This window comes from Haloferax prahovense DSM 18310, from assembly GCF_000336815.1.
GTDB classification, from domain to species: domain Archaea; phylum Halobacteriota; class Halobacteria; order Halobacteriales; family Haloferacaceae; genus Haloferax; species Haloferax prahovense.
In genome coordinates this window covers 136,082-157,482 of record NZ_AOLG01000009.1, presented here as the reverse complement: position 1 = coordinate 157,482, position 21,401 = coordinate 136,082, and the positions used below count along the sequence as shown (strand labels likewise).

The window sequence follows — 21,401 nt, the reverse complement described above, 5'->3', positions numbered from 1 at the left end:
GTCGAAAAGGCAGTTAGGCGCTCGGCACGTAGCCGAGGACTTCGTAGGTGTGTTCGGCGTCGTCTTCCGATTTGGGCTCGGTGTAGCGCGCCTCGTGGACTCGGTCCAGTCGGGCGGCGAGGAGCGTCTTGTAGGCGTCCAGAATCGGCACCTCGGTGAGCGGCGCTTCCGGCCCCTCGTCTTGGCCGACGATGTTCGCCATACAGAGCACGCCGTCGGGGGAAAGCAGGCCGGCTACCACGTCGAGAAACCGGTGGAACTCTGGGACGCTCATCGTGTCCCCGAGATAGTAGATGGTCTCGCTCCAGACGATGACGTCGAACTGCTCGTCAAGGGAGTCGAGATACGCGCTCGCCTCGCCGGCGAAGAACGTCGCCCGGTCGCTATCGGTCCGCTCCCGAGCGCGCTCAACGGCAGCCTCGGAGATGTCGATGCCGTGGAGGTCTGCGTCGGGGAAGCGTTCTAAGAGGAGTTCCGAGTGAACGCCCTCGGCGCAGCCGATCTCCAGAATCGACTCCGGCGAGCCGACGTGGCTCTCGACGACGCGGTTCTGGCGGCGGTACTTGCGCTGCTCGTAGGTCGAAGAATCGAAGTCCCACGGGTCCGGTTCGTCGAACTCGTCCTCGAAGTAGTCGGCGTTCCAGCCGTCGTTTGGCACGTTAGTTCACCTCCGTGTCGCTGGTCTCGGCCGGATTGTAAATGCTCTGGATGACCCGAGATTGGAGCGCCGGGTCCTGGAGCCAGAGCTTGCAGAGAGCCCCGTAGGCGAACAGTTGAATCGCCACGAAGAGGATGAGGTCTCGGGCCTCGGGTTCGACGGCGTAGGCGTCGAGTCGGACGAGCCCGTCCCGACCGTACAGCGAGCGCTCGCGGACGGCCTGCTCTGCGGGACCACCGTTCAGCGTGAACGCGATGAGCGGGACCTTCTGGTCGAAGTCCGCAGACTGGAGGACGTTCCAGACGGAAGTTTCGTCGCCGAACAGGACGTCGTTCCACTCGCGGTACGTCGCGGAGCCCTGTTGCGGAATCGCCGTCACGAGGTAGCTCGAACCGCCGTGGAGGACGTTGACCAGGCGGTGGACGATGTTCTGGAGGTTTGTTGCCTCGGCGTGGACGTGGAGGAACTCCGTGAGCTTGAGTTGTGCCTCGTTTCCGAGTCCGCGCTGTGATCCGAGGGCCCCGAAGATGGGGTCGCTCTGGAGGTCGTTGTGTCGCTGTAGCTCTTCGATGGCCGCGAGAATATCGCTTTGGCCGGAGAGGCCGGCGGCGTCGTCGCCCTGTTTGAACTGGCCTTCGACGAACTCGTCGAGCGCCCTGAACCGCGCCTGAAACCGCTGGAGGTCGACGTAGTCGTCGAGGAAGACGACCTGGAGGACGGCGAGCTGGGCGACGAGACTTTTCGTCGCGTAGATGTCGATTCGCTCTTCGACGCTCGGAAGCGGAACGACGTGGTCGGCGCGCTCCGCGAGCGGACTGTCCGGGTCGGTCACGGCGACGACAGTCGCCGGTTGGTTCGAACAGAGGTCGAGTATAGAATCAGTCTTCCCGCTCCGTGAGATGGCGAGGATCGTGTCGTCGGCCGACGAGTGCATCCCGGTGGCTTCGACGCCGCTGCGGACCTGCGACCGGATGCCGCGGTCGCGGAGGCGGTCGGCGAGCCAGTAGCCGACTGACGTCGAGGACCCCTGCCCGGCGATGGTGACGGTGCCGTCGGCGTCGAACACCGGCCGCCGAACCTCCTGTCGGAAGGCGTCGTCGGCGATGGTCTCCCAGACCTGCGCTTCGATGGCCTCGTACACGCCCGTCCGCTCGCCCGTGTCGCGCGCAATCGAACGGAGGTCGTCTTCGAACAGCTTCGGGATGTTGACCGACGCGCTGTCGTCCGTGAGGTTCGCCTTGATGACCGACCGGACGTATTCGGACGTTTTCTTGTTCTTCTGCTGGGCGATCTCGTCCACCTGTCTCTTGACCCGCTTCGAGACGCGGGCCTGGAGTATCTCGTCTTTCGTCATGACCGCCGGTATGTCAAACGGTGAGATAGTTCTTGTCATCGTGTATGTCATACGATTTTGCCCTACTGTATACGCATATAAACTGTATACGAGAGTACAAAAGGCAGCGAGTTATGTCACACGCAATATATTTGTTTACAGTCATACAATCTGTTTGTGTGACGCGAAGACGAAAACGAGAACGTCACGAGAACACTCACAAACCCGATACACAACAGATCACGATGACCAACGATTCAACCCAGTCCAGCAAATCGACGGAATCGGATTCAAATACTCTGACTTCAGACATGAACTCGCGGCTCGGACACGGGTGTACCCACCGGGCGTCCGAAGAGACGGAGCGGCGGCCATCCGTGACGACGGTGGTCGTCCGCGCCACCCTCGCGGCGTTCGTCGTGCTTTCGCTGTTCGCGGTCGCCGTCCCAGTCGTCACGGCCGACGCGGGGCCGGCGGCGCTGTCCGGACCACCGACCGCTTCGGTGAGCGCGGACGAGGCGCTCGACGCCCGTGAAGCGGCGAAAGACAGACTCGCGGAACTCCGCCGCCTCGACGACCGACCGATGGTCTCGGTCGAGGCGAGCACGCTCCAGACGGTCCAGAACCGCATCGAGACGGGGAACCTGAGCTACACGCGAGCGAACTACGACACCGCGGCCGAACACTGGTCGGTCGCGGAGAAGCAGGCGACCGCGGCCCTCGCCCGCGCCTACGCCGAGGGAACCGCGCGGAACCTCAACGCGACGGTCGGCTTCATCGAAAAGCGCGAGGCGAAGGGCTACGCGACGGCCGATACCGCCGACTTCACCGAGCGCGCCGCCGAGCTGCGCGCCCAGAACCCGGAGACGCTCTCGGACCACCGGAAGCGCTACCGAGCGGCGCGGCAGCTGAACAGCGACGCCGAGTCGTCGCTTCCCTCGATGAACGTGGTCCGACTGGCGAACCTGCTGTCACCGACGTGGGTCGCTGGCGGGGTAGTCGTCGTCCTCGGCGCGGTGACGAGCGTCATCGGCTTCGCCCTCGGCCGTCGCGGACAGTCCGAAACGGAGACGAAACGCAAAAAAGGCGAACGCGAGGTCGAGAGGTCCGGACTCAGATAACCACTCACGGAGACACACATGAACCCACTCAACTACGTACGCAACGCGGTTTCGCGGAGCGGCACCGACGAATCGAGCGGCGACGCGGTCATCACCGACGGCGCGGGCGGCGGCGCGGTCGAGGCGAACGCGGCGGCAGACCGACCGAGTGCCGACGTCGACGACCACGACGAGCACAGCGTGGGCGTGTTCTTCCCGCCGAACACGCTCGCGGACGTGGTGCGGCGCGAGTGGATTTCCCGCGCCGAGGAGATGCTCGGAACGTCGATTCCGACGCGGTTCGTCCAGGACGTGCAACTCGGTCGCAACCCGCTTCGAATCGAGGACGTCACGCCGATGCTCGCCCCGGAAGTCGAGCGCGAACTGCTCAGGCTGTCGTACGACGCGGACCACGCGCTGGTCCCGTCGTCGCTCGGAACCGGCTTTCCGGCCTACAAGTTCGTCGACGTCGGCCTCGTCTTCGAGGAGACGGTCGACGTGGTCCTCCCCTCCCACAAGACCGCGGACGGGCTGTACAAGAACCCGCAGAACGCGCTGTTGGCCGGCCTCGGCGTCGCGGTCATGGACGCGCCGGCGATACTCATCGACCACCGGGCGCAGGAGATCGGAATGGACGAGGTGGCACCGGAGCTGGCGAAGTTCCTCGCGGCGACGACCCACACCGACGTGGCGAACCGGTCGTACGGCTACTGGAGCGCCGCGATGACGACGGTCCCGATCGGCGGCCGCGCCGAGATGGACCTCAACCCCGCGATTCAGCGGGCGGCCAACAGCCTCACGCCGTGGCTGTCGGCCGAGCAGTGGGCCCCGTGGGCGATCGAAAACGGAGACATCGAACCCGACGCGACGGTCCCGACGTTGGCCGAACCGGACCTGATGGTCGTCCTCCCCCACGGCGTCACCCTCGGCCAGCACCACAACCTCCGGACGATTCACGCGGACGTGGCAAACGCCCACGTCGTCGGCTTCTGGCCGCTCGACGCGGCGTGGATTCACACCCACGTCCGCCGAGGCGGCGCGGCGTACGTCGACGCGGAGGTCCACGACGAGTCGTCGCCGCTCCGGCAGGTGTGGGAGGCACACACGGCGAAGTTCGGCGTGAGCGACCCCGTCGACCGCTGGGAGCGCTTCTTCGCCGACCACGTCGAGCCGGCGCTCCCGGAGCAGTAAGCCGCACCGCCCGCAGACGACCCACGAACGCGCGTTTTCACCGACCATGACAGACGATATCCAACTCGTAGAACTGAGCGCAGTCATCGAGCCGACCGACGACGACCACGAGCGGGCCGACGAACCGAGCGACAGCGACTCCAGCTCCAGCCGACGCCGCCGCCTCCTTTGGGTCGCACTCGGCGTGACGGCCGCCGTGCTCCTCGGACTGGGCGTGGTCGCGGTCGTCGCTCCGGAATCGGTCGAGGCGGCCATCGCTCCGAACCTCGGTCTCTCGGGGCTGATGCCCGGATTCCGCCCGCGCCTGCGGGCGCTCCGACGGGCCGTTCGGAGGGTGGTCCCGTTCAGGGCGACCCGAGACGAACCACCGGACCGCCAGCCCGAGGGCGCGCCTTCGCTCGATGGGGCGGACGACGCGGACGACGCGAACGCCGAGATGAACCCGGACGGCTCGGGCCTCTCGGACGCGGACGACGCTCGTGGCGCGAGCGACCCGCCGTCGATTTCGGTCAGCCGCCTCTCCGACGAGCGAGACGTGTCCGTCATCGTCGACCACCTCATGCGCGCGGCGGACTCGCGGCCGCTCCCGGACGCGTTCGGCGTCGTCTCGCCCATCAAGCGCCCGCTGGCGTCGACGCTCGAAGGCATCCCGCAGGAACTCGGCGTTCACTGTCGGGACGTGAGTCCCGTTCTCGTCGGGACCGCCAACAACGAGACGACCGTCGAGCGCCTCAGCCGGACGTACGAGCTACTGCTCGTAGTCACCCCGGACCACGAGGCCGTCCTCTCGGACGTGCTCAGATACCTCCCAGCGCTGATTCGAACCGACGGGGTTGCCGGCGTCGGTTCCGTCCGCACCGTGACGCTCCCGGCGACCGAGCGGCCCGGAACCGAACGCGAGAGTCAGGGGACGCTGAAGGCACTCCGCGGACACAAGGGCGAGCCTCGGCACCCGATGGCCCGGACCGAACCGGACTTCATCGCCGCGTCGGCACCGTCCGAGTGGACCGGGCCCGTCCGGTCGGTGCTGTCCGACTACGCGCCGGTCATCGAGGTCGTCGAGTGGGACCGCCCCACGATTCACGTCGCGGGGTTCGTGTTCGCGTCGGCGGTCGACCTCCCCGACCACGTGACCGCGTCGGGCGACGACTCGCCGGGGCACGCGCCGTCCGGTGACTCGTCGTCGTCCGGCGCCGACGGGCGGCCGACCGGAAGCGGCGGGTCGACACCGACGAGAAGTTCGGCCCCCGCTGACGAGTCGACGCCCACCTCGCCGCCCGATTCCGACGGGCCGCCGAGTACCGACTCTTCGCCCGAGTCGTCGGGTGAGGACCCTCCGCAGTCGCCCGATACAGACGAGAAGGCGATGCCCCGCGACGGGACGACACCACAGACCACACCAGACGGCGGCCGCGCGTCGGGCGGGTCCACCCTGCCCCGTTCGTCGCAGTCGCCGCCGCAAACTGGAGGGGATGCGCCCGAGGAAGAGGCACCGCGGACTGGTGCGGAACCAGATGACTCGACGACCGGGGCGAAGCCCGACCAAGACGGACCGAACCGGACGAATCGTGGGTCCGATCCGACCCCGGAAAAAGACGATTCGAGTCCGGACGCTGGTAGTTCGGGTGCCGATTCCGACGACGACCAATCCGACGCAGAGGGTGAGCGAGACACTCGTGGAGCCGAAGCCGACGGCGGCGGCGACGGTGCGGGCGGCGCTGGCGGCGCTCTCGACGCGGGAGACGACGCGCCATCGAGCGAAAGCGCGGCGTCGGACGAATCGCCCCCTGCGTCGGACTCCGCGGAAGCGACGCCCGAGAGCCGGCCGGCCGCCCCAGAGAGCGGAGCGAATCGTTCCTCGACGGGCGGGGCACCGAGCGGTCGGGGTCCGTCCGGTGGCGGGGAGTCCCAGACGGCACCGGAGCCCGAGACGACGCTCCCGGCGGAGTTTCCGGTCCCGGCGGGGACGACCCCGGACGACGGCGCGGGCAGTCCGCCGAGCAGCGGTGGCTCGAAATCGCCTTCGCCGGAACCGACGCCGACCCGGCCCGAGGGGTCGTCAGCGTCGCCGTCGTCGACGCCGGAGACGCCCGCGGACGATATCGACGCCGGCGCGGGAATCGTCCCGTTCGGCGACGCGCCCGCGTCAAGCGACCCCTCGGTCGTCGACGTGACGGAGCACGTGCTGAACGAACTGACGTTTCAGGCCACCGCGACGCCGGGGCGTGAAGTCTACTCGACGGTGTACGCCGACGAGCGCGGCCTGATTCGCCACCACCACGCCATCGACCACCCGGACTTCCTCCGGAGCCGCACGGACTCCATCTCGTTTACCTCGGAGTTCTTCTCGCACCTCCGGCGACTGGCCAGCCTCCACAAGGACATCGACCACCGCCTGGCCGGCGGCGCGCACTCCCATCCGGTGAGCGGGCAACCGCTCCAGAGCGGCGCGGACAAGCGGTTCGTCCGGAAAGTCTGGCGGAACACCCGAAACACCTCGTTCATCGTCGGCGTGACCGAAGGCGAGGGGCCGGACGAGTGGACCATCACGGACGACGGCCGCGAGGTCCGCCGCCAGTCCAACGACCACCTCGTGCGAATCCGCGCCTTCTCGGGGCGAAACGAGCCGAAGCGGATTCGACTCCATCAGAACATGGGTCAGTAGTCGCGCAGAAGGTGTCGAGGAAATATCTATCCTGACACTTTCAAATAAATATATTATTTTGAGTATTTCTCAGCACTGAAGTCGAATATCCGTGGAGTCACCGAAATCACATTAAGAACACCTAAAGCTGAAGAATACGGCCATATCGGATACTTAGTAACCGAAATATTCGTATTCAACGTCAGAGAAAGAGAAAATCGGCGTAAAGCGATGTATTGAACGGTCTAACTCGATAGTAGGGTGCGCACCCAACAGGTGAAAATTCAGAAAACGCTGTCTTGGTGACTCAGAACTATCTATTCTCAGTACATAATCTAATTCTGTTAAAATGGATGCGAACGGATTTGGAACTGTGTGTTCGCACGTGCGCCGAACGACGCCACTGGTCGATTCAACCGATTCAGTACGACAGCGTCCACTCGCGGTCGATGAGCCAGGCGTCGAGCTTTCCGAGCGGGTCCTCGTCGACGTGCGTGCCGTGACTCACGAGGACCCGTTCGATGTCGTAGTCGAACAGTTTGACGAGGTTTCGCTCGGCTTCCTCGTGGCTCAGGTCGTTGAACTGCGCCGCGGGCGGGACGAGGAACCCCGGCGGGAGCCCGCGACGGTCCGACCCCTCCAAGACGTCACCGGCGATGAAGACGCCCTCGTCTTCCAAGAGCAGACCGCTGTTCGCGACCGTGTGCCCCGGGACCTGTACGATTCGAATCCCGCCGTCGAGCACGTCGTCGTGGCGGAAGTGCCGGTCGGCCTCGACGTCGAGCGCGTCGTAAAAACCCTTCGCGCCGCCGGGGACGAGGAGTTCGGGGTCGAACGCGTCTACCACGGCGGGCGTCCCGCCGAAGTGTCCCTCGTCGCCGTGGGTGATGACGAGTCGGTCGACGCCGCCGAACGTCGAGTCTAACACGGACACCAACTCGTCGCCGTCGTCCGGAAACGCGGCGTCGACCAGCGTGGTCGTTCCGGACGGTCGGTCTTCGAGGACGAACACGCGGACGTGGTCGAACTGTACCGTGTACACTCCGTCTGCGACTGCTGTTACCGTCATGTACGGTCGAGGCTACGGGGGATTGCGATAAAAAAAGGGACGCGCGTTCTCAGGGGCGTGTAACGGGTGTACGTGAAACGGCCCCGAGCGTCGGCGGCCCGCGGAGCGGACGTCCCGGAAAACGACTATTCCTCCGCGGCGAGCGTCGAGACGACCGGGCACGACGCGTTCAGGAGAATCGACTGAGCGACGCTTCCGAACAGCATCTTTCCCGTACGCGAGCGGCGTCGCGGGCTCACCACGATGTAGCTCGCGTCCTGTTCGTCGGCGTACTCGGTGACCTCGTCGGCCGGGTCGCCGACGAGTCCCACCGTCTCGTACGGGACGGACAGTCCCGACACGGCGTCTTCGGCCATCTCGGCGGCGGCGGACCGAATCTCCGCCATGTCCTTCGGCTTCTCGGCCTGCGCGCTCGTCAGCCCGAGGTCGACGAACTCCGAGCGGGTCAACGCGTGGACGACGTGGACCGGTTCGTCGAACGCCGCCGCCAGCGATGCGGCTTCCGCGACAACGTGTGATGAGCGACCTGACCGGTCAACTGCTGCAACAACGACCATATCAGCGTGTACCACGGAGAGATATAATATCGTTTCGCCGAATCTCGTTCGGAGCAACCGCGTCGACGCGGCTCGCGGTCCCGACGGTCGTCCTCCGCGCACGGGTTCGTCCGGCGAGCAGTATCTGATTTCAACGATGTCGTAATACGGGTCGGAATCGACGAGTTTCGTTACAGTTGTACTGCTGTAATTTCGATGCCGGACGGGAGAAAAATACCCCTGTATTTCAACATCCTCAAAACTGAGGGCGGGCCGACCGGTACGCTCCGCTCTCGACGAAGGTACGACAGAGAAATGCGGAAGCGAGCGGGCCGAAACGCTGCCAGCCGCGGCAGGGGCTCAGCGAGGCGACGGGAGCACAGAGCGGTTCGTGGACAGTCGGCGACGCGAGATGGCGCTCGACGGAACGCGCGTGCCGTGAGAAAAGAGGACGAGGTCTGAACGCGGTGCTACGCGCGAATCGAGCGCACGGCGGGCAGCGCGATCGCGCCCAGGCCGAGCAGGATGATGACGAGGGCGATGGGGCTCGTGAGGAAGATGCTCGGCGAGCCGCCCGAGAGGACGAGCGACCGACGGAGGTTCTCCTCCGCGATGGGGGCGAGGATGAGCCCGAGCACCATGGGTGCCAGCGGGTACCCCCGGAGCCGCATCGCGTACCCTAACACGCCCGCGCCGAGCATAATCCACGCGTCGAAGACGTTGCCGCGGAGGGCGATGGCTCCGATGACACACAGCACGAGGATGACGGGCCAGATATGGGACTTCGGGATGTTGATGAGGCGCGCCCAGTAGTTCGCGCCGAGCAGGCCGAAGATGAGGATGAACACGTAGATGAGGAGGAACCCGACGAAGATGGTGTACAGCAACACCGGCTCTTCTTGGTACAGGCCCGGCCCGGGGTTCACGTCGTGGACCAACAGCGCGCCGATGAGGATGGCGGAGACGGAGTCACCCGGGATACCGAGCGTCAGCGTCGGAATCAGCGCGCCGCCGGTGCTCGCGTTGTTCCCGGACTCGGCGGCCGCGACGCCGCGGACGTTCCCCTCGCCGAACGACGGGATACTGTCTTTGAGCCAGCGGGTGGCCTCGTTGTACGTGATGAACGCGGCGATGTCGCCGCCAGCGCCGGGAATCGCGCCGATGAACGACCCGAGAACGCCCGAACCGACGCTGACCGGTGCGATGGACCGCAGGTCAGAAAGCGAGGGGAACACGCCGGAAATCTCCTGGTCGACGCGGTCGTTCCCGCTGTTGATGCCCTGCGAGTACTTGCGGAGTCCCTCGGCGATGCCGAAGAGACCGATCATGACGGCGATGAACTCGACGCCCGTGAGCAGTTCGGGGATGTCGAAGGTAAAGCGGTGGAAGCCGGTCACGGGGTCGATACCTACCGTCGCGACGAGCATCCCGAGCAGGCCCGAGACCATCCCCTTCGTGAGCGAGTCGCCGCTCACGCTGGCGATGATTGTCAATCCGAAGAAGGCGAGCGCGAAGAACTCCGGCGACCGGAACCGGAGGGCGGCGTCGGCGATGACCGGCGAGAAGAACATCAGCGCGAAGACGCTGATGACGCCGCCGACGAACGACGCGATGGTGCTCACGCGAATCGCGCGGCCCGCCTCGCCCTTCTGGGAGAGCGGGTGGCCGTCGAAGATGGTCGCCGCCGCCGACGGGGTGCCCGGCGTGCGGATGAGAATCGCCGGAATCGACCCCGCGTAGACCGCGCCGCCGTAGATGCCCAACAGGAGAATCATTCCCTGACTCGGCTCCATCGTGAAGGTAAACGACAGCAGGACCGCGATGGTCATCGTCGCGGTCATCCCCGGAATCGACCCCATGAGGATGCCGAGGAAGATACCCCCGACCATCAGCAGGAGGACGAACGGGTCGGCGAGGTTGACGAGCGCCTGCGAAATGTACTCAAGCACCATCAGAACGTCACCACCAGCGGGAGCTGCGGCAGCAGCCGCGACACCGGGATGACGCCCTCAGGCAGGCGCACGAGGAAAATCCGGCCGAAGATGTAGAATAGCGCGACCGGGAATCCGATCGACAGCGCCACGACGAGGAGCTTCGAGCGGATGTCCGAGTAGTAGAGGACGACCGGCATGAACAGCATGGTCGACACGAGGAACCCGAGAGCCGGCATCAACAGGACGTACCCGACGAGGAAGGCCGCGACGACGGCGGCGGGTCCGAAGTCGAACTCCGACATTTCGAGTTCCGTGTCGGAGCCCGTCAGCACGTCGATAGCGGCGAAGAAGATGATGCCGACCGACACTGCAATCGGGAAGAACGACGGCCCGACGCCGTCGCCCGACGGGAACTGGCTCGCAAAGAAAATGACGACGACCGAAAACAGGATAAACAGGACTGACAGCGGACTTGAACGAACACTCTCCAAGCCGATTCTATCAAGGACGGCCCCGACTTTCTGAATCACCATTATTTTTTCTGCCTCGTGGTATGATACCAAGCAATCGTTCGTAATAAACATATTGGTCTTTACGAGCCCGTTCGGGGCTGAAAGTCACGATTTCGACACGAACGCCGCAGGCGGCCGAGTCGATTGTCCAGTCGAGCCTCGGGCTGGCCGTCGAGAGTGGGCGACTGCACAACGAGAGAGGTTGCGACGGCCGGCCGGTACGTTCACCGGTTCGACATGTCTACGGGCGACAACGCCGCGTTTCGCGGCCACCGATAGAATTAACCAGCGTTGCGAACTACCGTTCCACCGGAATGAGTGTTAGCAACGTCACCGAGGGTATCGACCAGATTCAGTTCGAACACGTCCGGGTGCTCGTGTTGAAGGACACGCCGACGGGGAAGACGACGCTCGTGGACACCGGCTTCGACGAGGACGGCGACGAACTCGTCGAGCATCTGGAACGGGAGTACGGCGGCGTCGACCGCGTCATCATCACCCACGGCGACCACGGCCACCACGGCGGTCTCCCGTCGGTGATGGAGGCGTTCGACCCCGAACTCCTCGCGTCGGCCAACGAGTCGAAGCTCCACGAGGCCATCGACTACGAGCCGGACGTGGCGTTCACCGACGGCGACGTGCTCGACGGAAACGTCCGCGTCATCGAGGTGCCGGGCCACACGAAGGCGACCTCGGCGCTCCTGCTCGAAGACCGCGGCATCCTCATCTCCGGGGACGCCCTCGACGGGGCCGACCGCGCGGGCCTCCCGGCGGGCTACCTCCTCCCGCCGCCGGCGCTGTTCAACGACGACCACGAAGCCGCCGAAATCAACCTCTACGACTTGCTCCAGTACGACTTCGAGACGCTGCTCGTCTTCCACGGCTCGCACGTCTTCGAGGACCCGAGGGGCAAACTCGACGACTTCCTCGTCGAGCGCGAGTGGGACCCACGTCCGGAGTGACCCCGACCCGCCGAACCGAGCGGCGTTGACGGCGTCACAGTCCTCGATAGCCGACTCCGCGGCATGCTTTTCCGACCGTCGACCCCGAGCGGCCGCGCCGTAAACGGCGTCCGATCGAGACACGAACGAACGGAGTAGTGAGCGACCTGCGTCTGAGAAAAACCGCGGTCGAGAGATGAATCGCTGAGGAGAGTCGGATACGAACGAGACGGAACTGGTCGGTCAGTCTCGAAGGACCGAAACGTCGAACACCGGCTTGCAGGTCTCGCCGGCCAGGAACGCCTCGAAGGCGTCTTCGGATTCGGTGAGTCGGAACCGGTCGTCGAGGAACGTGGCGTGGTCCACGTCGCCCGAGCCGATGAGCCGGAACGCCCGCTCGAAGTCCTCGTAGGTCGCGCCGTAGGTACACTGGAGGTCGACCTCGGCGCGGACGAGCGGCGTGAACTCCATCGTGGTCTCGCCGGTCTGGCCGACGAGGACGATTTGACCGCCCTTGCGGACCTGCTCGACCGCCATCGGCAGTCCCGACGGGTGGCCCGTCGTGTCGAACACCACGTCGAAGCCGACGCCGCCGGTCAGGTCACGCTGGGTGGCGGTCAGGTCGTCTTTCTCGATGTTGACCGCGGGGTAGCCGAGTTCCTCCGCGAGCGGCAGTCGGTAGTTCGTGTCTCGACCGACGCCCGCGACGACGACCTCCGCGCCCTGCGAGGCGGCCACCTGCGCGCAGAGCAACCCGATGGGACCGGGGCCGGCGACGAGCACTCGGTCGCCCGCCTCGACGCGGGAGTTCCGAAGGACCGCGCGCGTGCAAATCGCCGTCGGCTCGACGAGCGCCGCGTGCTTCGGGTCGACGTTCGAGGGTACCGACTGGAGCGCCGACTCGGGAACGGCGATGTACTCGGCGTACGCGCCGTCGTGGTCGATACCGGTCAGTTCTGCGTCCTGACAGATACTCTCCTCGCCGATTTGGCACTGGAAACACTCGCCGCAGCCCCGAATCGGCCGTTCGACCACGCGCTCACCGACGGAAAACCGGGTTGCGTCGTCGCCGCGCTCGACCACGCGACCGGTGTACTCGTGACCGATGATGGTCGGCATGGTCATCCGCTCGAAGGCGGACTTGAACTTGTAGATTCCCGCGTCGCTCCCGCAGAGCCCGGCGTAGTCGATTTCGATGAGGACCTCGTCCGACGCCGGTTCGGGTGTCTCGACGTCGACGAGTTCCATAGCTCCGGGCTCTCGGCTCGTTTTGGCTAACCCGCGCATACATCTCCTTGAATACCGCCGGGGTATAAATCTACGCTCTTGGGGGAGAAGCTTGCGGGCGGAAGCCGGTCCAGACGTACGCGAGCGTCCCGCCACGCGCCCGCTCGCCTCGGCGCTCGCGGGCGCATAGAAGCGAAGTACTGCGCCGACTCCGCTGGCTCCGCGTCATATTCAGAGGGACCGCAATGCTTATTGTATGGATTGTTCAAACATTCGGGTACAATGGGAGACGATACCATTAGCAATCGGAGTGGACGCAGCGCGCTGAACAGACGGAACTTCATCAAGGCAGCCGGCGTCGGCGGCGTGGCGCTATCTGCCGGTTGTCTCGGCAGTCTCTCCGGACAGCAGGAGTGGCCCTCTCGGCCGGTCGAAGTCATCTCCCCGTGGTCGGCCGGAGGCGGGGCCGACCGGACCAGCCGCGCGGTCGCCGACGCGGCCGAGAACCACACCGAGGTCTCGTGGAACGTCAGCAACCAGACCGGCGGCTCCGGCTCGGTCGGGATGAACGCGGCGGCCAACGCCGAGCCCGACGGGCACACTATCGGCTGTACGGCCCCCGAAATCGCGCTGTTCGAGCACCTCGGTATCGCCGACCTCAGCCCCGAAGACATCACGCCCATCATGCAGTACACCGAGTTCCCCGCGGCGCTCGTCGTCAGCGAGGACGCCGAGTTCTCCACGCTCGACGAGTGGATCAACTACGGGAAGGACAACACCCTGCAGATGGCGAACTCCGGCTTCGGCTCGTCGTGGCACATGGCCGCGGCGGGTATCGCCAGCGAGGCCGGCGTCAACGTCGAACACATCTCCTACGAGGGTGCCGCGCCGGCCATGACGGCCGTCGTGAACGGCGAGGTGGACTGTACCGCGGTCGGCGCGGCGGAAGTCGCCCCGCAGGTCCAAGACGGCGGGCTGACCGCCCTCGGCGTGGCGTTCGACCAGCAGGTCGACGCGCTCCCGAACACGCCGACGCTCGCCAACCAGGGCCTCGACATCTCCATCGGCTCGTGGCTCGCGCACTTCGCGCCCGCCGGCATCGACGACGAGCTGAAGCAGGAGCTCGCCGACGTGTACAGCGCCGTCTACGAGGACGACTCGTTCGTGGAGTTCATGGAGAACAACGACTTCATCCGCGTCGAACGGGGTCCCGACGAGCTTCAGGACTTCCTCGACCAGCAGTACGAGTTCTACGGCAACCTCGTCGACGAACTCGGCATCGAAAAGCAGTAACGCCGCAGTCGAATTCCGAGCCCCGCGACCGACTGACTCCCTACGCGACACGTACCTGCGCCCTTCTCCCTTTCGGACCCGCGTCACCGCGAGCGACGGCCGTTCCGACCGGACCGGACCCGCGGCACGCGGCGCGAACCGCACGTTCGACCGACCGATAGTTTAACGTGAATCGTCCGCATCAGGTCCGGTATGCACACGATAGAGCCCGACGTAGAGCGACCGGACCGCGAACTCGTCGAGGCGTTCGAAGAGATTCCGAGCACCATCGTCTCCGACGTGACCGGCAACATCGGACTGACCATGGACGCCGGCCTCCGGCCCGCCTACGAGGGCGTCGAGATGGCGGGCACCGCGGTCACGGTGAAGGCCGCCCCGGGCGACAATCTCATCATCCACAAGGCGATCACGCTGACCGAGCCCGGCGACGTGCTGATTATCGACTGCGACGGCTACACCGACACCGGCCACGTCGGCGAACTGATGTGTACCTCCTGTCAGGCGAACGGCCTCGCCGGGCTGGTCATCGACGGCGCGTACCGCGACAGCCGGGAAATCGCCGAGATGGAGTTCCCGGTGTACGGCCGCGGCGTCAACCCGCAGGGACCGCTCAAGCAGGACCCCGGCTCCATCAACGTCACCGTCTCCGTCGGCGGCGTGAGCGTCGACCCCGGCGACATCGTCATCGGCGACGACGACGGACTGGCGGTCATCCCCCGCGAGGGGGCCGAAGAAGTCCTCGAACGCGCCCACGAGAAGCTCAGCGCCGAAGACTCCGTCCGCGAGGAAGTACTGGACGGCGAGTACCTCTACGAACTCAACGGCTACGACGAACTGTTCGAGAACCTGACCATCGTCGGTCCCGAAGACTCGATTCAGTAACGTCACCGAAGACGCGGCGGACAGCGACCGCGACTGACCCGCGACGTCCGCATCTCGACTGGCATGCCATCCGGCGACCCGCGTTTTTTGCGAGCACCCGACCCGTAGCGAGCGACGCCTCGGCCCGTGACCCCGGTGACCGAAGCGTTCGCCACCTCGAAATCCAACATCGTTGAAACGAATCGGTGCTATTAGGGACGCGGTGGCCAATTGTCGAATCATGACGAACTCCACCGGGTCGGGCTCGCGGCGGATACAGAGCGTCGAACAGGCGTTCGACATCATTCGGTACCTCCGCGAAGTCGACGGCGCGACGCTGTCGGAGACCGCCGAGGACATGGAGATGCCGGTCAGCACGGCGCACATCCACCTGGCGACGCTCGTGGACACCGACTACGTCGTCAAGGTCGGAAGCGAGTACCGCTGTAGTCTCCGCTTTCTCGAGATGGGCGGGGCGATGCGCGACGGGATGGCGCTGTACCGGGTCGCCAAGCCGGAACTCGACGAGCTGAAAGAACAGACCGGCGAGCACACCAACGTGACGGTCGAGCAAAACGGGTTCGCCGTTCAGCTCTACAAGGCCCAGAGCCCGGAGTCCATCGACGACGACGCGCCGCTCGGCGACCACCTCTACCTCCACTCGACGGCGACGGGGAAGGCGATGCTCGCGGAGCGCTCGCGGGACGAGGTCGACCGAATCGTCGACCGCCGCGGTCTCCCCGCCCTGACCGACGACACCATCACCGACCGCGGGGCGCTCCACGAGGAACTCGCGGCGATTCGCGACCGAGGTTACTCCATCAACCGCGGCGAACACTACCCCGGCGTCTGCGCCGTCGGAACCGCCATCGTCTCCGAACCGGACGACGCCGTCGGCGCGATAAGCATCAGCGGTCCGATGAGCCGCATGGAGCCCGAGCGCATCGAGGAGGAACTCGCCCCGTCGCTTCTGAACAAGAAGAACATCATCGAGCTGAAAATAAAGCAGTACTGAGCGGGCGGCCTCACCGCCGTCGGCCGTGGCCGTCGCTCTCGGAGTCGGTCTCTCGTCGGCTCACTCGGGCGGGCTGTCCCACTCGGAGCCGTCGTCGGCCGGTTCGTAGTCGAGGACCGCCTTCGCGTGGTCGATATCGAACCAGCGGGCCTTGTTGCCGCTCACCGCGTAGAACGTGTCGTAGGTGACCGACTCGTCTTCGAGGCAGCATTCGAGCAGGTGCGCGAAGTCCCGCTGGGAGGTCCACGTCGCTTTGAGCCGCTTGACCATCTCCTCGTACTCGGGGCTGCCGCGCTCCCACGAACCGGTCTGGGACTGGTCCCACACCTCGCCCTCCTCGACTTTGTGCTCGTCGCCGCGGTCGACGCCGCGCTCCGCGTCACCGTAGGGATGGTCGTACCGCTCGGTCCGGACGCTCGAGATGCGAATCGAGTAGACCTGGCTCGGCGCGCCGTCGCGGCGGGCGTGCGTCCGGCAGATGTGCTCGCCGAACACCTTCGAGGCCCCGTAGTAGCCGTCCGGCTTCGGGAGCGTCTCGTGGGTGAGCCGGAAGGGGTCGTACCTGCTGGGGTAGTCTTCCTCGTAGAGGTCGGGCGCGAGGTCCTCTTCGTACAGCCCCATCACGCGCTGGGAGGAGGCGTAGATGAGCTTCTCGACGCCGGCGTCTTCCATCGCCGTGAGGACGTTGTACGTGCCCGTGATGTTTGGCTCGATGATGTCCTCGAAGGACGCGCCCGCGTCGGACTGCGCGGCGAGGTGGATGACGGCGTCCTGCCCGTCGAACGCCGGGCGAATCGCCTCGTAGTCCGCGATGTCGGCGACAAACGTCTCGTACTCCGGATGTTCGGTCCGGTCGAGATACGTGAACTCGTACTCGTCTCGTTCCGCGAGGTGGTTGAGAATCGCTTCGCCCGCCTCACCGAACGGACCCGTGACTAGGACTTGCTGCGTAACCATCGTTACTGAGGGATACGGAACTCCCCGATTTAAATCTTGGTGGCGTCGGTAAGTTCAGCCCGGCCGAACGAGCGACGATTGGATCCATCTCCTTTCGACATCGTTGAAACAAATTCGGGCTGTAAGACCATGATAATTACAGACATAAGATTGTAATCTATCGCGGGCAAACGGCGTCGTTTCCCGAGATTTCGCGGCTCTCGCGTCGTTACAACATTGTAGAAACGGCGGTGTCAGCGACTGCAACTGGAGTTTCACGGGGACGACAGGAGTCGCCGCGGAGCACTCTCGAGGGAACTACTTTTATACCAGTGCTTGGTATCAAATCTCATGGGTGCGGACGCATACGCGTTAGCCGGAGTGACCGACACGCTGACCGAAGCGACGGCCGCGGAGGGCATCGCGGACTACGTCGAGTTCCGGATGGACGGGGCGGACCGCCCGCTCGCCGCGCTCGGCGAGTACGAGGAAGCACTCCCGCTCGTCGTCTCCAACCGGCCGGAGTGGGCCGGCGGCACCGCCGGTGAGTCCGAGCGACTGGAGACGCTCGCGGCCGCCGCCGCGGTCGACGCCGTCGAGATGGTCGACGTGGAACTGCGGACGATTCGCGAGTGCGAGTGGCTTCGGGACGAACTGCGCGGACACGACGTCGAACTGGTCGTCTCTCACTACGACCGCCGCGAGACACCTCAGAAATCAGAACTAAACAGAATCATATCAGAGTGTAATACGTACGGGGACGTGGTGAAACTCGTCGTGTTCGCCGAGGAGAGGACGGACTCGCTCTCGCTGTTGCAGTCGTTCAACGCCGCCTCCGAGAGGGGAGTGCGAGTCACCGGATACGCGTTGGGGGATATCGGTCGGCACACTCGCGTTATCGGCGTTTTTTACGGTGCGTCCATCGCCTACGCGCCCGTCGTCAGCGACGAGCGCGGCCCGAACGACATCGACCTCAGAAAACTGTCAAACCTGCTTGACTGGGTCGCTTCCGCGCGCTGAGGCCGTACTTCCGGTGTCGAACACGTGGACACGGACACGCACCGAAGCGACCGGCCTGCCCGGAAAACAGTCCGCGACATCCGGGACCGCAGGGTGAGCGCTTCGAAGACGACGGGCCGGAAGGTTCGAATTAGTATCAGAAATAATGTATTCAAAATTTTTCGAGAGGTTTGGTATGGCTCGCTCGCTCGACCGCGCGTAGTCCAGCTATCATCTGGCTCCGCACAACTGAGCGGGCAGTCCCGAGCGCACGCACGCCCTCGGTGTACCTGTACCCAGCACCGACGACCACCTCCGCCGGTCCCGACTCGGGTCAACAGCGAATGGCCGACGATGAGCGACGAACACCGAAGATGTCTCGGGAGCATTCAAACCCGCGCCGATAGAGCGTCGGCTCACGCCGATTATTCTGGATGAACATTCCGGAGAATCCCCCGAAAACGGCGTCTCTCACCGCCTACGAGGAGGTGAGAACTCTTGCACCGACAGCTAACATTTATACGCGGCGGAGTGATAGGCGTTCACATGAAAATCGACGAGTCTGCGCTGGCGGCAACAACAAACGACCTCACACGAGAGGTCGACGCACGAGGGGTGGCAGACCTCATCGAATTCCGGATGGACAAGGCGGACGACCCGCTCGAACAACTCGCCGCGTACGACGGCGAACTCCCGATAATCGCGACTAACCGCGCTCGCTGGTTCGGAGGAAAGGCCAGCGACGCCGGACGGCTGGACGACCTCTTTTCCGCATCTCGATTCGACGCCGTGGAGTTCGTCGACATCGAACTCGAGACCGTTCGCGCCAAAGGGTGGTTGGCCCACGAGTTCCGCGAGAACGACGTCCAGCTCATCATCTCGCACCACGACTTCGACGAGACGCCCGACCGCGAGGTCCTCGACGCCATCATCGAACAGTGCGCGGAGTTCGGCGACATCGCGAAGGTGGCGGTCTTCCCCCAGAACCAAGGTGACACGCTCACCCTCCTCGAGGCCGTCAACGACGCGACCAACCGCGGCATCGACGTGGCCGGCATCTCCATGGGCGAAATCGGGAGCCACACGCGGGTCATCGGCCACCTCTACGGGTCGAAGCTCGGATACGCGCCCCTGCTCGCGGACGACAACGACTACGCACCCGGGCAGATTCCGCTCGAAAAGCTCGCTTCGCTCATCGAACTCACGAAAAACGAGCGCGTCGACGGGCAGGTCATCGACACGCTCCGGAGCGAAGTGTCGGTGCCGAAGGAACTGACGCTCTCGGACTGACGCCGGAAAACCCGAGGGCCGTCCGCCGTCAACAGACTCGTTTCATCTCTTTTCGCCGCGAACTCGTCGCTCGACGTCAGTCGGCGAGTCGCTCGACGTCTGTCAGCACCGCGCTCGCCGTCTCGGGACCGCCGGCGCCTCGGCCGGTGATACCCAGTCGACCGCAGTAGTCGGCTTCGATTTGAACGGCGTTTTCCGTCCCTGACGGGGCGACAGCCCCGTTTTCAGGTACCAGTCGCGGGCCGACACGGACCGCGCCGTCCGCGACCTCGACGATGAGTCGAATCGTCTGGCCGTCTTCCTGTGCCAGGTCGAGCATACTCCCCGAGAGCTCCTGAATCCCCTCGACTTCGGCGTCATCGAGCGTGAACTCCGTCTCACCGTCGGAGAGGACGTTGGCGACGATGACACCCTTGAGGGCCGTGTCCGTCCCGTCGACGTCGAACGTCGGGTCCGCCTCGGCGACGCCGAGGTCCTGGGCCTCCGCGAGCACGTGCTCGTAGTCGAGTCCCTCGGCGGCCATCCGCGAGAGGATGAAGTTCGCCGTCCCGTTCAGCACGCCGTAAACCGCCGACACCCGCGACGGACCCACGTCCTCGATAGTCGAGAGGATGGGAAGCGCGCCGCCGACGGTCGCGCCGAATCGGACGATTCCCTCGCTTTCGGCTTCGAGCGCGCGCAGGTCGGCGTACCGTTCAGCCACGGGCCCTTTGTTCGCGAGCACGACGTGCCGGTCGTCGGCCAGCGCCCGCTCGACGTGCGAGAACCCGGGCTCGGCGTCGCCCAGCGTCGTCGGCGTCGCCTCCACCAACACGTCGTAGTCTGCGTCGAACACCGCACCGGGGTCCGCCTCGCCGACCACGCCGTCGTCTCGTTTCTTCGAGCGCACCGCGTCGGCGTCGAGGCCGTCGGCGTCGACGGCGGCGCTCTCGGAGTCCGCGAACGCGGTCACGACGTGGCCGTGCTCCGCGGCCAGTTCGACGACGGCACTCCCGACCGCACCGGCGCCGAGGACACAGAGCCTCACGCGCGACCCCCCACGGTCAGCGGCTCGACGAGTTGCAGGTCCTTTTCGTCGGCGATTTCTCGCATCGCGGCGAGGACCTCTTCAGTCGCCCCCGACGCGGCGGCCAACTGGAAGCGGGCGCTGGAGACGTCGATGGAGCCGGCGGGCGCGGACAGCGAGATGTCGGTGACCGTCGCGTTCCGCGTCGCCTCGATCTGCGTCAGCGTGTCGGAGAGGTCCGTCTCGATGAGGTGACCCGAGAGGATGATGGTCAGGCGCTCGCTGTAGCGCTCGGTTCCGGCCTGAATGACGTTGATGCCGGCGTCGCTCAGGCCCTCGACGATGTTGTCGAAGCGGTCGGGAGTCGCCTCAATATCGACCTCCACCGGGATGTAACCGCGCGGGGTGACGTTGCCGCGCTCGTGGAAAATCGAGAGGAGGTTCCCTCCGTGTTCGGCGATGGGCTGCAGCGAGCGCAGGAGTTCGCCGGGTTCGTCGACGAGTTCGAGCCGGAGCGTGTACGCTTGGACGTCGTTGTGCACCTCACTCATCCGTACAACACCGTACCAACGTGTCGTTCATTGTCGGGAGTCGAGCGAGCACACCCATATACGTATTGCGTTCGAACGGCTCGGACGCCGACCGCGGACGCGGCCGTCGTCCCGCCTGCTGTGAGAGAGTCATCACTGAGGGTTCGCCGTACGCGCGTCGGCCCGAAATGTACTCAGGTTCGCTACAAAGATTACCGCACCGAGGCGACGATTGGGTCCGAGGTAGAACGCAAATATCATACAATACTCTTCATCGAGACAGCACCGGCCACGAGCGATTTCTGAGATAGTATTCGATGATCGAC

The 21,401-nt window shown here is 65.2% G+C and carries 19 protein-coding genes; 9 read left to right on the top strand and 10 right to left on the bottom strand.

Annotated elements, in window-relative coordinates:
- Window positions 1-13: 13 nt before the first annotated feature.
- Both C457_RS03215 and C457_RS03210 read right to left on the bottom strand, forming a co-directional pair.
- The gene (locus C457_RS03215; protein ID WP_008091918.1) at window positions 14-658 is read right to left on the bottom strand and encodes a class I SAM-dependent methyltransferase; all 645 of its coding nucleotides are present in this window, start codon (window positions 656-658) and stop codon (window positions 14-16) included.
- 1 nt (window position 659) lies between these two features.
- Complete coding sequence (locus C457_RS03210) at window positions 660-2,012, bottom strand: SIS domain-containing protein (RefSeq protein WP_008091917.1); 1,353 nt, start codon at window positions 2,010-2,012, stop codon at window positions 660-662.
- Between the two features lie 290 nt (window positions 2,013-2,302).
- On the opposite strand from C457_RS03210, the gene C457_RS03205 reads away from it, so the two are divergent.
- From C457_RS03205 to C457_RS03195, 3 genes are read left to right on the top strand one after another with little or no spacing between them, the layout of a single operon-like run.
- Window positions 2,303-3,112: a hypothetical protein gene (locus C457_RS03205; protein WP_008091916.1), complete on the top strand. Its 810-nt coding sequence runs from the start codon at window positions 2,303-2,305 to the stop codon at window positions 3,110-3,112.
- Window positions 3,113-3,130: 18 nt separating this feature from the next.
- Complete coding sequence (locus C457_RS03200; protein WP_008091915.1) at window positions 3,131-4,282, top strand: hypothetical protein; 1,152 nt, start codon at window positions 3,131-3,133, stop codon at window positions 4,280-4,282.
- Window positions 4,283-4,328: 46 nt separating this feature from the next.
- Window positions 4,329-6,947: a hypothetical protein gene (locus tag C457_RS03195; protein ID WP_049913363.1), complete on the top strand. Its 2,619-nt coding sequence runs from the start codon at window positions 4,329-4,331 to the stop codon at window positions 6,945-6,947.
- A gap of 400 nt (window positions 6,948-7,347) precedes the next feature.
- Here C457_RS03195 and C457_RS03190 read toward each other — a convergent pair whose 3' ends face one another.
- The 4 genes from C457_RS03190 to C457_RS03175 all read right to left on the bottom strand — a co-directional run bounded on the left by C457_RS03190 (window position 7,348) and on the right by C457_RS03175 (window position 10,998).
- On the bottom strand, window positions 7,348-7,995 hold the full coding sequence (locus tag C457_RS03190; RefSeq protein ID WP_049913362.1) for an MBL fold metallo-hydrolase: 648 nt from the start codon (window positions 7,993-7,995) through the stop codon (window positions 7,348-7,350).
- A 125-nt stretch (window positions 7,996-8,120) separates the two neighbouring features.
- The gene (locus C457_RS03185) at window positions 8,121-8,552 is read right to left on the bottom strand and encodes a universal stress protein (protein ID WP_049913361.1); all 432 of its coding nucleotides are present in this window, start codon (window positions 8,550-8,552) and stop codon (window positions 8,121-8,123) included.
- Between the two features lie 449 nt (window positions 8,553-9,001).
- Window positions 9,002-10,483 (bottom strand): tripartite tricarboxylate transporter permease, encoded by a 1,482-nt coding sequence (locus C457_RS03180; RefSeq protein WP_008091907.1) that lies wholly within the window; start codon window positions 10,481-10,483, stop codon window positions 9,002-9,004.
- A complete protein-coding gene (locus C457_RS03175; RefSeq protein WP_008091904.1) occupies window positions 10,483-10,998 on the bottom strand; it encodes a tripartite tricarboxylate transporter TctB family protein in 516 nt (171 codons plus the stop codon). Before C457_RS03175 ends, C457_RS03180 begins: the two co-directional genes overlap by 1 nt.
- Window positions 10,999-11,291: 293 nt before the next feature.
- Between C457_RS03175 and C457_RS03170 the strand changes: the two genes are divergently transcribed.
- On the top strand, window positions 11,292-11,939 hold the full coding sequence (locus tag C457_RS03170; RefSeq protein ID WP_008091901.1) for an MBL fold metallo-hydrolase: 648 nt from the start codon (window positions 11,292-11,294) through the stop codon (window positions 11,937-11,939).
- 222 nt (window positions 11,940-12,161) lie between these two features.
- On the opposite strand, the gene C457_RS03165 is transcribed toward C457_RS03170, so the two are convergent.
- Entirely contained in the window at window positions 12,162-13,205 is a 1,044-nt protein-coding gene (locus tag C457_RS03165; RefSeq protein WP_008091900.1) for a zinc-dependent alcohol dehydrogenase, read from the bottom strand.
- A gap of 222 nt (window positions 13,206-13,427) precedes the next feature.
- Between C457_RS03165 and C457_RS03160 the strand changes: the two genes are divergently transcribed.
- The 3 genes from C457_RS03160 to C457_RS03150 all read left to right on the top strand — a co-directional run bounded on the left by C457_RS03160 (window position 13,428) and on the right by C457_RS03150 (window position 16,314).
- Window positions 13,428-14,438: a Bug family tripartite tricarboxylate transporter substrate binding protein gene (locus C457_RS03160; RefSeq protein WP_008091899.1), complete on the top strand. Its 1,011-nt coding sequence runs from the start codon at window positions 13,428-13,430 to the stop codon at window positions 14,436-14,438.
- 192 nt (window positions 14,439-14,630) lie between these two features.
- Window positions 14,631-15,320 carry a 4-carboxy-4-hydroxy-2-oxoadipate aldolase/oxaloacetate decarboxylase gene (locus tag C457_RS03155; protein WP_004973111.1) on the top strand — a complete coding sequence of 230 codons (690 nt, stop codon included), beginning with the start codon at window positions 14,631-14,633 and terminating at the stop codon, window positions 15,318-15,320.
- 220 nt (window positions 15,321-15,540) lie between these two features.
- Window positions 15,541-16,314, top strand: a complete 774-nt coding sequence (locus C457_RS03150; protein WP_004973112.1) for an IclR family transcriptional regulator — start codon at window positions 15,541-15,543, stop codon at window positions 16,312-16,314.
- A 60-nt stretch (window positions 16,315-16,374) separates the two neighbouring features.
- On the opposite strand, the gene C457_RS03145 is transcribed toward C457_RS03150, so the two are convergent.
- Entirely contained in the window at window positions 16,375-17,271 is an 897-nt protein-coding gene (locus C457_RS03145; RefSeq protein WP_008091898.1) for an NAD-dependent epimerase/dehydratase family protein, read from the bottom strand.
- A 330-nt stretch (window positions 17,272-17,601) separates the two neighbouring features.
- Between C457_RS03145 and C457_RS03140 the strand changes: the two genes are divergently transcribed.
- Both C457_RS03140 and C457_RS03135 read left to right on the top strand, forming a co-directional pair.
- A complete protein-coding gene (locus C457_RS03140; protein WP_008091897.1) occupies window positions 17,602-18,270 on the top strand; it encodes a type I 3-dehydroquinate dehydratase in 669 nt (222 codons plus the stop codon).
- Between the two features lie 594 nt (window positions 18,271-18,864).
- Window positions 18,865-19,539, top strand: a complete 675-nt coding sequence (locus tag C457_RS03135; RefSeq protein WP_008091896.1) for a type I 3-dehydroquinate dehydratase — start codon at window positions 18,865-18,867, stop codon at window positions 19,537-19,539.
- Window positions 19,540-19,615: 76 nt separating this feature from the next.
- Here the strand turns inward: C457_RS03135 and C457_RS03130 are convergent, their stop codons facing one another.
- On the bottom strand, window positions 19,616-20,566 hold the full coding sequence (locus tag C457_RS03130) for a homoserine dehydrogenase (protein ID WP_008091895.1): 951 nt from the start codon (window positions 20,564-20,566) through the stop codon (window positions 19,616-19,618).
- Window positions 20,563-21,096: an amino acid-binding protein gene (locus tag C457_RS03125; protein WP_004973130.1), complete on the bottom strand. Its 534-nt coding sequence runs from the start codon at window positions 21,094-21,096 to the stop codon at window positions 20,563-20,565. Before C457_RS03125 ends, C457_RS03130 begins: the two co-directional genes overlap by 4 nt.
- Between the last annotated feature and the right edge of the window lie 305 nt (window positions 21,097-21,401).